The organism is Curtobacterium sp. NPDC089991, from assembly GCF_044748425.1.
Lineage (GTDB): Bacteria > Actinomycetota > Actinomycetes > Actinomycetales > Microbacteriaceae > Curtobacterium.
Map to the genome: position 1 here is coordinate 587,581 of NZ_JBIVGB010000003.1, position 14,491 is coordinate 602,071.

Genomic DNA, 14,491 nt, shown 5'->3' on the forward strand with positions numbered 1-14,491 from the left:
GAATCCTCGCACGACGCCGCATCGTCGTATTCCTGTCCCGGCATCTGACGGCGGTGGTGGGCGTGCGTAGAGTGCAATGGTGAGCATCAGACAACTCGACGCCATCGGGTGGGCACAGCTCCTCGGCGTCCCCGCCCTCTTCGTGGGGCTGTGGCTCATGCTGGTCGGCCTCGACTTTCCGGAGATGTCCCAGACGGCCGTCCTCGTCGTCGTGGCCGTCCTCGCCGCAGGCGGCTTCGCGCTCATCCTGGGCAGCTGGTCGCGCTTCGGCGGCTACGGCTCGTACCGAGCGATGAACCGGTGGCTGCGCGGTGGCGCCGACCCGACCGGTGTCCCGGTCGCGATCCGGAGGCGCTTCCTGCGCCGCCAGACCTCGCAGGGCGCGGTCACCGGGTGGGTCTGGATCAGCCTGGGCATCCTGTGGGCCGCGCTCGCCGTGCCGGACGTTCTGCAGGGAGACCCCGCGGGCATCGGGCGCGGGGTCATCGCCGTGCTGTGGGCTGTCATCGGCATCGTCCGCGTGGTCTTCATGCGCAAGTGGGGAGCCCGCGTCGACGAGCTGGTGCGCGAGACCGAAGCGCAGATGGCCGATCCCGGCGCGACGCCGCACCTCGACCTGTTCCGATGAGCGTGACGCCAGAGCCCGCACTCGTTCCCGAACTCCTCGTCGCAGACCTGGACCGGAGCCTGGCGTTCTGGTGCGACCTGTGCGGCTTCGAGATCCGCTACTCGCGGCCCGAGGAGCGCTTCGCGTACGTCGCCCTCGGTACCGCCCACCTGATGCTCGAACAGGCCGGGGTCGGTCGGAACTGGATCACCGGCCCGCTCGAGCGCCCGCTCGGCCGAGGCGTGAACTTCCAGATCACCGTGCCCGACAGCCGCGCGCTCGCCGCCACCCTGCTCCGTGCCGGGACCGAACTCTTCATGCAGCCCGAGACGAAGTGGTACGACGTCGGGAACGAGCAGGCCGGCGTGGACCAGTTCCTCGTGCAGGACCCGGACGGGTACCTGGTGCGCTTCCAGTCCTCGGCGGGACGACGCCCAGTCGCCGACTGAACTCGTACAATCGGCCGTGCCTTCCATCCAGATCGAGAGCCCTCGCAGCGACGACGTCCTCAGCCTGCTCAGCCAAGGAGACGCCTTCGCCCTGGCCCTGTACCCGGCCGAGAACTACTACGGCCTCGACGTCGACGCCCTGGAAGCCGATGGGGTCTCGCTGTTCGTCGCTCGCGAGGGTGACGTGGCCGTCGGTACGGCGGCGCTGGTTGATCGGCGCGACGGATCCGGTGAGGTCAAGCGGATGTTCGTCACCGACGAGGCTCGAGGGCTCGGGGTCGGTCGAGCCCTGCTCCAGGCACTCGAGGCGCACGCGCACGACTTGGGCATCGAGACGCTGCAACTGGAGACGGGCTTGCCACAGGTCGCGGCGATCGCCCTGTACGAGAAGCTCGGGTACCGCCAGGTCCCGCGATTCCCGCCGTACACCGACGACCCGACGAGCTACTGCATGGAGAAGCGCCTCTGAGCCCTTCGTGTTCGGGCCGGCGCGACGCCCTGGTCGCGACCGCTGACGGACGGGAGGCCCGTGGCGGCCCCGCCACGAGCCTCCACTCCGTCATCCGTCCGTCGGGCGCGATGCGCTCTCCGCAGCTGGCGCATCATCGAGGCTCGCGTCGACCGCCGGGTCGGGTGACACCGTCTGCGTCCGGATCGGGAAGTCGTCGAGGGCGGTGGCGGCCGGGTGTGCCGCTGACCCACCGCGCACGCGCTTCTTGACGGCTGCCCACGGCCGACCGAAGGCCGATCGCGGCGCGCGCTCTGACGGCCCCTCGACCTCGAGGCCGTAGTACGCGCCGACGTGTTCGAGCAGGACCTCGCGTTCGGCCTTGTCGTACGCCCGCCGCTCGCGGGTGAAGGCGATGATCGTCGACCAGCAGGTGAGTAGCAGCACGACGCTGAAGGGCAACGCCGTGGTGATCGCCGCCGTCTTGAGAGCGTTCAGCCCGCCGCTCAGCAGCAGGGCAACGGCGAGCAGTGCCGAGACGGTGGCGAAGAAGACGCGGAGCCAGTTCTTCGGCTCGATGTCGCCGCCGGACGCGATCATCGCCATCACGAGCGACCCGGAGTCCGACGAGGTCACGAAGAACACGCCGATGAGCAGGATCGCGCCGAAGGTCAGCACCGCTCCGGCGGGCAGGTCGCCGAGCAGGGCGAACAGCGAGCCTTCGAGGTCGACCGAGCCGTCCGAGCCGACCAGGCCACCGGAGCCGTCGGTCTCGCGGTGGATGGCGGCGCCGCCGAGCACGGCGAACCAGAGGAACGTGAGCGCGGTCGGGACGAGGAGGACGCCGAACACGAACTGGCGGACCGTTCGGCCCTTCGAGATGCGCGCGATGAAGACGCCGACGAACGGCGCCCACGACATCCACCAGCCCCAGTAGAAGGTGGTCCACGCGCCCTGCCAGGCGACGCCCTCGGCGCCCTGCTGTGCGGTGACGTTGAACGACAGGCCGACGATGTTCTGCAGGTACGCGCCGATGGACTGCACGAAGTCGCGGAGCAGGAACTGGGTCGGCCCGACGATGAGCACGAACAGCAGCAGTGCGGCGGCGAGCAGCAGGTTGAAGTTCGACAGGATCTTCATGCCCTTGGTGACACCGGTCACGAGCGACACGATGGTGACCGCGGTGATCACGGCGATGATGGCGATCTGGCTGACGATGCCGCTGTCGGCGATGCCAGCGCTCTCGAGCCCGGCGCCGATCTGGATGACCCCGAGGCCGAGCGAGGTCGCGACACCGAACAGGGTGCCGACGAGCGCGATGACGTCGATGAGGTTGCCCCACCCGCCGCGCACCCGGTTGCCGAGCAGCGGCTCGAGCGCCCACCGGATCGACACCGGACGGCCGCGGCGGTGGATGGCGTAGGCCAGGGCGAGGCCGAGCACGACGTAGATCGCCCACGCGTGGAGTCCCCAGTGCAGGAACGTCTGGGTGAGGGCCTGCTGCGCGAGCTCGTTCTCGGTGCCGGTGACGCCGGGGCGCGGTGAGGCGAAGTGGCTGAGCGGTTCCGAGACGCCGTAGAACACGAGGCCGATGCCCATGCCAGCGGCGAAGAGCAGCGCGAACCACGACCCGGTCGAGAACTCGGGCTCGTCCTGGTCCTTGCCGAGCTTGATGTCGCCGAACTTGCTGAAGCCGACGAACAGCGAGAAGCCGACGAAGAACGCGGCGACGAGGACGTAGTACCAGCTGAAGTTCTTGACGATGCCGTCCTGCAGGCCGACGAACATCGCCTCGGCGCTCGACGGGGAGATCAGGGTGAACGCCACGAAACCGAGCACGAGGACGGCGGCGGGCCAGAACACCCACCGCCGCACCTTCGACGTCGTCTCGACGGGGCCGGGCGGGGGAGCGGAGGTGGTGCTTGCCATGCTCTCCATGGTGCCTGGCGGCGGCTCTGTGCGTTCGCTCAGGCGTGTCGGGGGCGGTACGCTCAGCGCGCTGGAACGTTCCAGAAGGCGTTCCGGACCACCTCGAAGGAGAGATCATGGCCCACCCCGACGGCGCTCACTACCGCGACCTCGACCCGACCGCCCTGCGCGATGCCCTCGCGGCCGAGGAGCAGCGCCTGACGTTCCCGTCCTTCGACCTCGACGACTCGTGGCGCCTCGGCTCCTGGCTCCGGCAGGCGGCGATCGACCGCGGCCACGCCATCGGGTTCGCCGTCGTGTTCGGCGAGCAGCGTGTCTTCCACGCCGCGACCGAGGGCGCCGCCGCGTTGAACGACGCCTGGCTCGAGCGGAAGTTCCGCGTCGTGCGGCACTTCGGCCAGTCGTCGCTGCGCGTCCGCGCGACCTACCTGGCCGCCGGCGGGAGCTTCGAGCAGGACGGCGCCCTCGACACGAACGAGTACGCGGCGGCCGGCGGTGCGTTCCCGCTCCTGCTGCAGGGCCGCCTGATCGGTGCGGTCGGGGTCAGTGGCCTCGAGATGCACGACGACCACGCGCTCGTGGTCGAGGGGCTCGAAGCGATCCGGGCCGACGCCTCGTGACCGCCGACGTCCGCATCGCGATCATCGGCGCCGGCAAGATGGCGGCCGTGCACGCCGCCAACGTGGCCCGCACCGACGGTGCCGTCCTGTCCGCGGTCGCCGGCGGGTCCGGAGCACCGGCGCTCGCCGCTCGCCACGGAGCCGCCGCCCTCGAGGTCGACGCCGCGTTCGCCGACCCGGCGATCGACGCCGTCGTCATCGCGTCGCCGAACCCGCTGCACGCCGCGCACATCACGCAGGCGGTCGCCGGTGGCAAGGCCGTCCTGGTCGAGAAACCCGTCGACCTCGACATCGCCCGTGTCGACGCCTGCATCGCGGCCGTCGGTGCCGCCGCAGACCGGGTCGTCGTGGCCTTCAACCGTCGGTTCGACCCGTCGTTCGCGGCCCTGCACGACCGGTTGGTGGCCGGTGAGATCGGCCCCCTCGAGCAGCTCGTCATCGTCAGCCGCGACCCTGCACCGCCGCCCATCGCCTACGTGCCCGGGTCAGGCGGACTGTTCCGCGACATGACCATCCACGACCTCGACATGGCCCGGTGGCTCGGCGGCGAGGTCACCTCGGTGCACGCCGTCGGCCAGGTGAGCGACCCCGAGGTCGCCGCACTCGACGACGTCTCGGGTGCGATGGTCACCCTGACCACGGCCGGCGGGGCACTCGTCACGATCGTCGACGCGCGGAGCAACGCCTCCGGGTACGACCAGCGGCTCGAGGCGTCCGGGCCGGCGGGCACGCTCGCGGTCGGCAACCGGACCGCGACCTCGGTCAGCGCGTCGACCGCCGCCGGCGTCGGTGCGGGCGACCTCGCCATCAGCCACTACGGCGACCGGTACCGCGAGGCCTACGCGGCCGAGATCGCCCACCTCGTCGCGGTGACGCGCGGCGACGAGCCCCCGCGCGCGACGCTCGAGGACGGCCGGCGGGCTCTGCTGCTCGCCGACGCGGCGACGGAGTCGCACCGCTCCGGAGCGCGGATCGCGACCTGACGGCGCGGGCCACGGCCCTGGTCGGGCGCGTGCGGCGGAGGGGAGGCACGGGGCGGGCGCGACCCGCGCCTCCCGTCCGCCCGTGGGGACGCACACCCCCTTCAAGTGCCATCACAACGCCCGCTGGACAGGGCAGGCTGATTGTCAGGTGGAATCGCACCTTCAGGCCCTAGGGTCGCACCAAGCGCAATCGCGTGAACTCTCTCGAACCGGCCGAAGGGCCGGTCCGCACCGGAAGGTCGGTCCATCTTGACCACCACTCCGCTCGCTCCGGGCTACACCCGCACTCGACCTGGAACAGGAAGCCCCAAGGGCACCTCGACCTACTCAGCCCTGCTCGCGCAGGTGAAGGAGAACGGACTCCTCCGCCGCCGCACCGGGTTCTACTGGTCGCTGTTCGGCACACTCATCGTCACCTTCGCCCTCGCGTGGGTCGCGTTCGCATTCCTCGGCGACACCTGGTTCCAGCTCATCGTCGCCGGCGCGCTCGGCGTGATCTTCACGCAGTTCGCGTTCCTGTCGCACGAGGCCGCGCACCGCCAGGTCTTCGCCTCGCAGAAGTGGAACGACCACGCCGGCCGCTGGCTCGGCACGTTCCTGGTCGGCCTCAGCTACTCGTGGTGGATGAACAAGCACACCCGCCACCACGGCAACCCGAACACCGTCGGCAAGGACCCCGACATCGCACCCGACGGCATCCGGTTCCTGCCGGAGGACGCCGCCGCGGTCAAGGGTCCGCTCATGACGACGTTCATGCGGTTCCAGGGCTGGCTGTTCTTCCCCCTGCTGACGCTCGAGGGCCTGAACCTGCACCGGTACGCGGTGCAAAGCATCGTCACCGGCAACGGCACCAAGGCCGACGTCAAGCACCGCTGGCTCGAGGCCGCGCTGCTCGTCGCCCGCTTCGGCATCTACCTGACGGTCGTGTTCTGGTTCCTGCCGTTCGGCATGGCCTGCGCGTTCCTCGGTGTGCAGCTCGCCGTGTTCGGCGTGATGATGGGCGCCTCGTTCGCCCCGAACCACAAGGGCATGCCGACCATCGCGCACGACGCCAAGGTCGACTTCTTCTCGCGCCAGGTCCGCACGTCGCGCAACATCCGCGGCGGCTGGTGGGTCTCGTTCCTGATGGGCGGCCTGAACTACCAGGTCGAGCACCACCTGTTCCCGTCGATGCCCCGACCGGCGCTGAAGCAGGCCCGCCTGCTCGTCCGCGACCACTGCGACACGCTCGAGGTGCCCTACACCGAGACCACCCTGCTGCGCTCCTACGGCATCGTCGTCCGGTACCTGAACCGGGTCGGGCTCGCTGCCCGTGACCCGTTCGCCTGCCCGATGGTCGCGCAACTGCGCATCCACTGACGCCGTGCTGTCGACCATGCCGACCGGCACCGTGAAGTGGTTCGACCACGCCAAGGGGTACGGCTTCATCCACCCCGACGACGGGTCCGAGGACCTGTTCGCCCACTTCTCCAGCATCATCGCGACGACCGGCTACCGGTCGCTCGAGGAGAACGACCACGTGCAGTACGACGTGGGCCCCGGCAAGAAGGGCCCGCAGGCGGACAACATCTCGATCATCCGCTGACGCGGACGACGAACGGGAGGCACGGTGCCAGCTGGCACCGTGCCTCCCGTCGTTTCTTTCCCATGTCCACTGCGCTGGTATGCGGAATCGGGCGTACCTGGTCGAAAGAATCGACCAGGTACGCCCGATTCGGCTCGGTACGCCGCCCGCCCGCCGCCCGCCGCCCGCCGTGCCGGCGCGAGCCGCCGGGCTACTTGATGCCGGTCGAGGCGATGCCCTGCACGAACTGGCGCTGGAACGCCAGGAACACCACGAGCAGCGGCAGCACGGTCACGGTCGCGATGGCCATCACAGCACCCCACGGCGAACTGAACGCCGGGTTGTTCGTCAGCGTCGACAGGGCCACCGGCACGGTCAGGTTCTCGTTGCCCTGCAGCACGACGAGCGGCCAGAGGAAGTCGTTCCACCGCGTCATGAAGCCGAGGATCACGAGCACCCCGACCAGGGGGCCGCACGAGGGCAGCACCACCCGGAAGAACGTCTGGAACTCGCCGGCGCCGTCGAGTCGAGCGGCCTCCATCAGGGCGTCCGGCACCCCGAGCATGAACTGCCGGGCGATGAAGATCCCGACGACGTCGAACACGGTCGGCAGGATCACCGCCCAGGGGGAGTCGACCAGGCCGATCTTCGCGACGACCAGGAAGCTCGGCACCAGGGTGACCTGGATCGGGATCATGATCGTGACGAGGAATGCCGAGTACAGCAGCCCCCGGGCCATGAACCGGAACTTGGCGAGGGCGTACCCGGCCATCAGCGACACGACGACGCTCAACGCGGTGCCGACGCTGGTGATGAGCGCCGAGTTGCCGAGCCACCGCCAGACCGGCTGCGTGCTGAACACCTGCGTGTAGTTCTCGAACGTCGGCCGGGTCGGGAACAGCGAGAACGTGCCGCTCTGCGACTGCCCGCCGAGGGTGAGCGCGGAGACGACCATCCAGTACAGCGGGAACACCATCAGGATGGCCAGGGCGGTGAGCCCGGCGACGAGCACCCAGCGACCAGGCCGGCGCCGGGAGCGGGCTCCAGCCGGACGGCGGCGGGCACCACGGACATCGAGTACGGCCATCAGAGCATCTCCTCCGCCTTGCGGTTGGCGCGCTGCCGGAGCAGCGTGAACACGAGCAGGATCGCGACGAGCACCAGTCCGAGCGCCGCGGCGTAGCCCATCCGGGCATCGATGAACGCGGACCGGAACACGTACTGGATCAGCACGGTCGTCGAGAAGCCGGGGCCACCGCCGGTCATCACGTAGATGACGTCGAAGGCCTGCAACGAGAACACGACGTTCAGGATGAGCAGGATCGACGTCGTCGGGCGGAGCAGCGGCCACGTGATGGTCCGGAACCGCACCCAGCGCGAGGCGCCGTCGATCGCGGCGGCCTCCTTGAGCTCGGCGGGCACGGACTGCAGCGCGCCGAGGTAGATCACCATGCAGAAACCGATCCGGGTCCAGACCACGACGACCACCAGGGTCGCCATCGCCCACCCCGGAGCGGTCAGCCAGGGCACGCGCCCCATGCCGAGCGCTTCGAGCAGGTTGTTCACGACGCCGTAGTCGCCGTTGAAGATCCACGACATGATGACGCCCACCACGACGCCGGCCGCGACCATCGGCACGAAGAACAGAGCGCGGAACACCGAGCGCCCGGGCAGCGGCCGGTTCAGGGCAACGGCCAGCGCGAGCCCGATCGCCATCGAGGTCGGCACGGTGCCGAGCGTGAACACGAGCGTGTTCCGCAGCGCCGTGCCGATGAGCGGGTCAGAGCCCATGTCGACGAAGTTCTTCCCGGCGACCCAGGTGCCGTCGCCGAGCGAGGTGCTGGAGTCCTGGAAGCTCAGCGCGATCGCCGTGATGATCGGGATGAGCGAGAAGCCGAGGAACAGCAGCGCCGCGGGGCCGATGAACACGTACGGGACGAAGCGGCCCCGGCTCCGGCGGGCACCGCCGCCCGCGGGGAGTCCGCCGGTCGGTGGGGCGGTGGACGCCGTCGTGCGGACCGGCGCGGTCTCAGTTCGCAGTGACACTGCGCATCGCCTCCATCATCTGGTTCGAGGCCTCTTTCGGGCTCAGTTGCCCGAGCAGGCAGAGGTCGAGGTAGTCGGCGAACACCGCGTTGAGCGAGCTGAAGTACTCGCCGCTCTCGGCCTTCACCATCGAGAGCGGGATCGTCGTCCCCTGGTCGATGAACCGCTGCATCGTGTCGGTGTTCGCGGCGTACCCGATGTCCTTCGCGTCGAGGGACTTCCGGGCGGGCAGCCAGTTGCCGTCGTGGCAGAACTGCTGCATCTTCGACCGTGACGTGATCATCGCCACGAGCTCGGCCGCGAGCTCCGGGTGCTTGCTCGACTTCGTGACGGCCAGGGCGTTGCCGCCCAGGTCGCTCGCCTCGCCGACGTTCCGGATCATCGGGGCCGTGCCCCAGTTGTCCGGCATGTCGGTGTCGAGCTGCGCGATCGACTCCGGGTTGTTGAGCATCATGCCGATCTGCCCGGTCAGGAACAGGTTCCGCGAGACGTCGCCGCCGCCGCTCTTGCTGAGGTTGCCCGTGGTCGCGAGTCCCTCGGCGTACCACTTCCGGCCGAAGGCCAGGGCGTCGATCGCCTCCGGGGTGTCCATCGACGGGGTGGCACCGTCCTCGCCGAGGAACGCACCGCCGTTCTGGTGGACCAGCGGGAGCCACCGGTACGCCGTCTCGGGCGACGACCACCCGTACCCGAACGCGTACTTGCCGGTGACCTGCTTGACCTCCTTCGCGACGTCGAGGAACTCGTCCCACGTCCACGCGTCGGCCAGCGCCTGCGGTGGCGTGACGCCGATCTGCTCCATGACGTCGCGGTTGTAGTAGGTGATGAAGTTGTCGGTGTGCTGGAAGACGCCGTACACGCCGTCGTCCCGCGCGCCGATCGCCCAGAACGGGTCGCTGTAGTCCTTCCGGTAGTCCGCCGGGACGGCCCCCGAGATGTCGACGAGGCTGCCGTTCGCGGCGTACCGGCCGATCTGCTGCGGGGTGATCCGGATGACGTCCGGCGCCAGGTCGGCGGCGAGCCGGGTGATGAACCACTGGTGGAACTGCCCGGTCGTCACCTCGACGGCGACGCTCGTGCCGGGGTGCGCCGCGACGAACTCGTCGGCGATCGCCTGGTAGCTCGTGATGTCCGTCGGGATGTTCCAGGTGGACAGGCGGATGTGCTTCGTCCCGCCGCGGCCGGTCGTGCCGCCGCCGGCGCACGCTGCCAGCGCGCCGGTCAGCGAGATGCCGGCGAGGGCGAGGAACCCCCGTCTGGCGAGCTGGGGGGATGGTCGGGTCGGCATGGTCCTCTCCTTTGAGGTCGTGGTGCCGTTCAGGTCGGCCGGGAGGCGCGGGGTGCGCACACGGGGCGCCGCGCGTCCGACGTGGGGTCGCGTCCTGGAACCGACCCCACGTCGGGCGCGACGGTTCAGACGAGCGCGGGGCGGGCCTCCCGGTCGGCCACCGGTGCCGCGGTGACCGCGTCCGCCGGACGCAACGACTCGGGGAGCAGCGCCGCGTGGGCGTGCAGGAGCTCGTCGGTCATCTCGGCGATGCGGTCGAGCGTCAGGTGCGCCGCCGTCAGCGGGTCGAGCGCCACCGCGTGGTGGACGTGCTCGACGTTGCCCGTGAGTGCAGCGCGCACCGCCAGGGTCTGCACGTTCGTGTTCGTGCGGTTGATCGCGGCGAGCTGCGGCGGGAGCTCACCGAACGACGTCGGCTGCACCCCCTTGCCGTCGACCAGGCACGCGACCTCGACGCAGGCGTCGGACGGCAGGTTCTGGATGACGCCCGTGGCGTTCGGCACGTTGCCGTAGACCACCGCGGGGACGCCCGTCACGATCGCGTTCACGATGCTCGCGCCGTACTCGACGCTCGGCGTCAGGTCGGCCTTGAGCTTCTCGAGCTGGGTGTCCACGTCGCCCTGCTCGTCGTGCGCCAGGCAGATCTCGTAGTAGTCCCAGCGCTCCGGGATGTACTCGAGCACCGTCTCCGGGTCCTTGCGGAAGTACGGCACGTACTCGCTGGCGTGGTGGCTCGACTCGGTCTCGAAGTACCCGAACGAGCGCATCAGCTGGGTGCGGACCTGCTCGTTGCCGCCCTCGTAGTTGCTCGCCGCGGCAGCCGCCTCGCTGTGGTCGCCGTCGTCGTCGTGCAGGTCGGACGCCGCGACGCCCCGCTGGTGCTTCGCCGTCATCACCTCGCGCAGACGCGGGTACAGGTCCTCGCCGTTGCGGCGCGTGAACTCGAGGATCCACGCCTGGTGGTTGATGCCGGCGCTGACGAACTCGACCTCGTCGTACGGCACGCCGAGCGTGCGCGCCAGCATGCGGGTCGTGCCCTGCACGCTGTGGCAGAGCCCCACCGTCCGGAGCCCCTTCGCGTTGAGGAACGCCGTGGCCATCGCCATCGGGTTCGCGTAGTTGATGAACTGGGCGTCCGGGCAGAGCTCGAGGGCGTCGCGGGCGATGTCCTCGTACGCGCGGACCGACCGCAGGAAGCGGAAGACGCCGCCCGGGCCGACGGTGTCGCCGACCGCCTGGTCGATGCCGTACTTGCGCGGGATCTCGACGTCCCACTTGTAGGACTCGACGCCGCCCACCTGGAACGTGATGATGACGACGTCCGCACCATCCAGGGCCGCGCGCCGGTCCGTGGTCTCGAGGACCTCGACACCGAGGCCGTGGTGGGCGACGAGCTCGCGGGCGGCCGTCGCGGTGCGGGCGACCCGGCCCGCGTCGAGGTCCATGAGGTGCAACGTCGCGTCCTGCAGGGCGGGGAAGGAGACGAGGTCGCCGATGAGGCGGAAGGGGAAGACGAAGCCGCCGGCGCCGATGATGGTGATCTTGGTCATGTGTCGACGGTAGGAAGCGCGGGGGTGTGCGGTCCTCCGGCTTGGGACGGTGGGGTTCCAGGATCCTCGGATCGGTCACGGACGGAGTGCGACCTGAGGTCGCCTCGAAGGATAGGGTCGACCAGCGCCGACGCTCGGCGTCCGATGGACCCGAACGGAGCCCGCCATGCGATGGCGCCCCACCCTCACCACGCTCGTCGCGATCGGCCTCCTGACCGCAGGCCTGGTCGTTCCGACCTCGGCCGGCGCTGCGACGACGACAGCCGCTGCGCTGCCCGCCATCGTCCCGACCCGTCTGGCGTACCCATCCGGCGGCAACAGCGTGGCAGGCCTGGGCAACGACGGGGCGAACCAGAACGCCCAGTTCACCGATTCCGTGCCGGCGACCGTCGCGCCGAGCTGGCGCAACGGGCCGCCGCTCTGCCCGCAGTCGGGCGGCGTGGGCGCGTCCTCGATCAGCGTCAGCCGGACCCTCACGATCGTGGCGGAGTCGCAGTACCAGTGCGCGAGCGTTTCCGCGTACACCATCGCGACCGGTGCCCTCGTCTGGCGGAAGCAGTACCACTCTGTCGACGAGGCGATCGTCTCCGGTGGCACGGTGTACGTCAAGCGCGACGACCCCGCCACCAGTCAGACCATGGTCGACTCGCTCTCCGCCCGGACCGGCGGTCGACTGTGGACGGGTCCTGTGAGCACCCGTGGTGGCAGCCTCAGCGTCGGAGCAGGGCTCGTCACGAACGACGACGTCGTCCTGTCGGCTCGAACCGGCGGGGCACTCTGGAAACCACGGATCGACGTCGGCCGCCCTGGCTGGTCCTTCGTCGCCGGCGGACGCCTGTTCTACGCGTCCGGGATGGGTGCCACCGCGTCCGACGCATCGGGCCGCGGCCTCTGGCGCACGCTGTACCCGAAGGACCTGACGGGCATCTGGCCGAACCAGAGCAGCGCCAGGCCCTCCCTGCACGACGGACTGGTCTACGTGCCTGGGCCGAAGACGATCGTGCTCGGCGCAAAGACCGGGAGGATCGTGCGGACGCTCCCGCAGTCCGCCCAGTCCATCGCGTTCGACGGCCGGACAGGCTTCTTCACGACGTACGGTGACACGTCGTCGCCCGCGAAGGCGGCCACACTGCGCGCGATCGACCTGGTCACCGGCACGGTGCGTTGGACACACTCGTTCCCGATGAACAGCATCTTCCCGTGGGATGCAGCCAGCGCCCCGCTGGTCGCGAACGGTCTCGTGTGGATCACGTCGATGAGCGGATCCACGGACGAGACGACCGTCCTGGCGCTCGACGAGTCGACCGGCGTCCGCCGCAGTGAGTTCGTCGCACCGTGCGCGGACGGCGGATCCGGCGGGAACCTGGCGATCGCACAGCACCGGTTGTTCGTCTCCACCGCCTGTGGTGTCCAGACCTACGTGCCATCGAAGTCGATCCCGGTCGTGACCACCCCCGGCGAGATGCTCTCCGACCCCGGCTTCGAGCGCGGCGAGGATGGATGGGCGCCGATGGGGAATGGGTCGGTGGACAGGACGACGACGGTGACGCGCAACGGCAAGGGTGCGATCACCGTAACTCCGGCCTCGAGCACCGCCGGTACGGTCGGCGCGACGCGCACCGTGGCGACCGATGCGCAGCGGCACGCGTGGTTCCGGGCGTCGTGCTGGGTCCGACCGAGCACGACCGGGGCGAGCGTCGCGTTCCGCAGTCGGGAGTGGGCACCATCAGACCCGCCCACGACCCCGGCCACACCGATCGCTCCGCACTCCGGGTGGACCGGCTTCGACGTCCGGGAGCTCACCGTCGGGGTGTGGACGCGCCTCGACGCCACGGGCTACGTGCAGGAGGCCGGGGATTCGCTCGCGATGCAGGTCTTCTCGATGAACGCCGCCGCTGCTGGCGGCACGCTCACCGTGGACGACTGCTCCGTGACGGGGTACCAGCCGTCCTCCTGAGCCTGAACCTGCGGGCAAACCCTCGCTGACGTAGTCTCGACATCGTGCTCGACGTGGAGACGATGGAAGCGGCGTACTGGAGCCACCGCGGCCCGGCCCCGCTCATGGCGTCGTCCCACCGGCACGACGACCTCGAGATGAACCTGGTGCTCGAGGGGCACCTGGACTACCGGTTCGGCGGGGCGCCGGTCAGCGTGCACGCGGGCGAGATCGCACTGTTCTGGGGCTGGACCCCGCACCAGCTCGTGGGTGACGGCACCGGCACGGGCGAGTTCCGCTGGGTGCACATCCCGCTGGCCGAGGTGCTGGCGTGGGGACTGCCCGACCACGACCTCGGAGCGATGCTCCTGAACCGCCCGGTCGTCGTGCCGACCGCAGCCGCTGGCCGTGACGTCGAGTCGATGCTCGAGTCGTGGCAGCGGGACTTCGAGGACGACGGTGCGGAGATCATCGCCAACCTCGAGGCGCAGGCGCTCGTGCGTCGCCTGCTCCGGCACCACCGCGACGCCGTTGACCTGCGGCCCGGCGGCGGGCACGGCACCGCGGATGCCATGCACCGCGTGATCGACATGGTGCGGTTCGTGGTCGACCGGTTCCGGGAACCGATCGAGGTCGCTGACGTCGCTGCGGCCGCACACCTGCACCCGCACTACGCGATGTCGGTGTTTCGACAGGACGTCGGCACCACGATCGTCGAGTACCTGACACGGTGCAGGGTGGCCGAGGCGCAGCGGTTGCTCGCGACGACGTCCATGACGACGTCGGAGATCGCGCACGCCGCAGGATTCGGGTCGCAGTCGAGTTTCTACGTGCACTTCACCCGTGCGTGCGGGACTGCGCCAGGTGCGTACCGAGCGCGGGCTCGCTGACCCGGTTTCTCCACGCACGAGCAACGCCCCGTCGCGAGCGACGGGGCGTTGGCCGTTCCGGTCTGCCATGCACAGCCGGAGTACGTGGGGTGTTACTTGATCTGTGCGGTGATGGTGGCGGTGCCGACGAGGAGGCCGCGCTTGACGGCGTCGGTGCCGAAGGTCTTGTTCAGCAGGCCGG

The 14,491-nt window shown here is 69.9% G+C and carries 14 protein-coding genes; 9 read left to right on the top strand and 5 right to left on the bottom strand.

Translation table 11 applies throughout. The features are described 5' to 3' along the window. Nucleotides 1-79 precede the first annotated feature (79 nt). From ACIPV1_RS12105 to ACIPV1_RS12115, 3 genes are read left to right on the top strand one after another with little or no spacing between them, the layout of a single operon-like run. A complete protein-coding gene (locus ACIPV1_RS12105) occupies nt 80-628 on the top strand; it encodes a hypothetical protein (protein ID WP_402726458.1) in 549 nt (182 codons plus the stop codon). Next, nucleotides 625-1,056: a bleomycin resistance protein gene (locus ACIPV1_RS12110; RefSeq protein ID WP_402726459.1), complete on the top strand. Its 432-nt coding sequence runs from the start codon at nt 625-627 to the stop codon at nt 1,054-1,056. Before ACIPV1_RS12105 ends, ACIPV1_RS12110 begins: the two co-directional genes overlap by 4 nt. A gap of 16 nt (nt 1,057-1,072) precedes the next feature. Beyond that, nucleotides 1,073-1,525 carry a GNAT family N-acetyltransferase gene (locus ACIPV1_RS12115; protein ID WP_131881757.1) on the top strand — a complete coding sequence of 151 codons (453 nt, stop codon included), beginning with the start codon at nt 1,073-1,075 and terminating at the stop codon, nt 1,523-1,525. Between the two features lie 90 nt (nt 1,526-1,615). Here the strand turns inward: ACIPV1_RS12115 and ACIPV1_RS12120 are convergent, their stop codons facing one another. Next, a complete protein-coding gene (locus ACIPV1_RS12120; protein WP_402726460.1) occupies nt 1,616-3,442 on the bottom strand; it encodes a BCCT family transporter in 1,827 nt (608 codons plus the stop codon). Nucleotides 3,443-3,549: 107 nt separating this feature from the next. Here ACIPV1_RS12120 and ACIPV1_RS12125 point away from each other — a divergent pair, with 107 nt between their 5' ends. From ACIPV1_RS12125 to ACIPV1_RS12140, 4 genes are all read left to right on the top strand, one after another. After that, nucleotides 3,550-4,053: a heme-degrading domain-containing protein gene (locus ACIPV1_RS12125; RefSeq protein WP_123293870.1), complete on the top strand. Its 504-nt coding sequence runs from the start codon at nt 3,550-3,552 to the stop codon at nt 4,051-4,053. Continuing rightward, the gene (locus tag ACIPV1_RS12130; protein WP_402726461.1) at nt 4,050-5,036 is read left to right on the top strand and encodes a Gfo/Idh/MocA family oxidoreductase; all 987 of its coding nucleotides are present in this window, start codon (nt 4,050-4,052) and stop codon (nt 5,034-5,036) included. Before ACIPV1_RS12125 ends, ACIPV1_RS12130 begins: the two co-directional genes overlap by 4 nt. A gap of 249 nt (nt 5,037-5,285) precedes the next feature. Then, a complete protein-coding gene (locus ACIPV1_RS12135) occupies nt 5,286-6,395 on the top strand; it encodes an acyl-CoA desaturase (RefSeq protein ID WP_123293869.1) in 1,110 nt (369 codons plus the stop codon). Between the two features lie 16 nt (nt 6,396-6,411). Beyond that, entirely contained in the window at nt 6,412-6,621 is a 210-nt protein-coding gene (locus ACIPV1_RS12140; RefSeq protein ID WP_111086735.1) for a cold-shock protein, read from the top strand. Nucleotides 6,622-6,811: 190 nt separating this feature from the next. On the opposite strand, the gene ACIPV1_RS12145 is transcribed toward ACIPV1_RS12140, so the two are convergent. The 4 genes from ACIPV1_RS12145 to melA form a co-directional block, all read right to left on the bottom strand. Further along, nucleotides 6,812-7,687 (bottom strand): carbohydrate ABC transporter permease, encoded by an 876-nt coding sequence (locus tag ACIPV1_RS12145; RefSeq protein ID WP_402726462.1) that lies wholly within the window; start codon nt 7,685-7,687, stop codon nt 6,812-6,814. Next, entirely contained in the window at nt 7,687-8,646 is a 960-nt protein-coding gene (locus ACIPV1_RS12150; RefSeq protein WP_402726463.1) for a carbohydrate ABC transporter permease, read from the bottom strand. Before ACIPV1_RS12150 ends, ACIPV1_RS12145 begins: the two co-directional genes overlap by 1 nt. Continuing rightward, nucleotides 8,630-9,934 (bottom strand): ABC transporter substrate-binding protein, encoded by a 1,305-nt coding sequence (locus ACIPV1_RS12155; protein ID WP_402726464.1) that lies wholly within the window; start codon nt 9,932-9,934, stop codon nt 8,630-8,632. The genes ACIPV1_RS12150 and ACIPV1_RS12155 overlap by 17 nt, the downstream gene beginning before the upstream one ends. A 125-nt stretch (nt 9,935-10,059) precedes the next feature. Continuing rightward, nucleotides 10,060-11,484, bottom strand: coding sequence for an alpha-galactosidase (melA, locus tag ACIPV1_RS12160; protein ID WP_123939456.1), 1,425 nt, complete (start codon nt 11,482-11,484; stop codon nt 10,060-10,062). A gap of 166 nt (nt 11,485-11,650) precedes the next feature. On the opposite strand from melA, the gene ACIPV1_RS12165 reads away from it, so the two are divergent. Together ACIPV1_RS12165 and ACIPV1_RS12170 are read left to right on the top strand one after the other, a co-directional pair. After that, nucleotides 11,651-13,441 carry a PQQ-binding-like beta-propeller repeat protein gene (locus ACIPV1_RS12165; protein WP_123939457.1) on the top strand — a complete coding sequence of 597 codons (1,791 nt, stop codon included), beginning with the start codon at nt 11,651-11,653 and terminating at the stop codon, nt 13,439-13,441. 44 nt (nt 13,442-13,485) lie between these two features. Beyond that, the gene (locus tag ACIPV1_RS12170) at nt 13,486-14,310 is read left to right on the top strand and encodes a helix-turn-helix domain-containing protein (protein ID WP_123939458.1); all 825 of its coding nucleotides are present in this window, start codon (nt 13,486-13,488) and stop codon (nt 14,308-14,310) included. Nucleotides 14,311-14,491: the final 181 nt, after the last annotated feature.

Bases quoted from the DNA above. Each gene is read 5' to 3' on its own strand.
- ACIPV1_RS12110 (WP_402726459.1), top strand. From the start codon at position 625: ATGAGCGTGACGCCAGAGCCCGCACTCGTTCCCGAACTCCTCGTCGCA.
- ACIPV1_RS12120 (WP_402726460.1), bottom strand. From the start codon at position 3,442: ATGGAGAGCATGGCAAGCACCACCTCCGCTCCCCCGCCCGGCCCCGTC.
- ACIPV1_RS12125 (WP_123293870.1), top strand. From the start codon at position 3,550: ATGGCCCACCCCGACGGCGCTCACTACCGCGACCTCGACCCGACCGCC.
- ACIPV1_RS12140 (WP_111086735.1), top strand. From the start codon at position 6,412: ATGCCGACCGGCACCGTGAAGTGGTTCGACCACGCCAAGGGGTACGGC.
- ACIPV1_RS12145 (WP_402726462.1), bottom strand. From the start codon at position 7,687: ATGGCCGTACTCGATGTCCGTGGTGCCCGCCGCCGTCCGGCTGGAGCC.
- ACIPV1_RS12155 (WP_402726464.1), bottom strand. From the start codon at position 9,934: ATGCCGACCCGACCATCCCCCCAGCTCGCCAGACGGGGGTTCCTCGCC.
- melA (WP_123939456.1), bottom strand. From the start codon at position 11,484: ATGACCAAGATCACCATCATCGGCGCCGGCGGCTTCGTCTTCCCCTTC.
- ACIPV1_RS12165 (WP_123939457.1), top strand. From the start codon at position 11,651: ATGCGATGGCGCCCCACCCTCACCACGCTCGTCGCGATCGGCCTCCTG.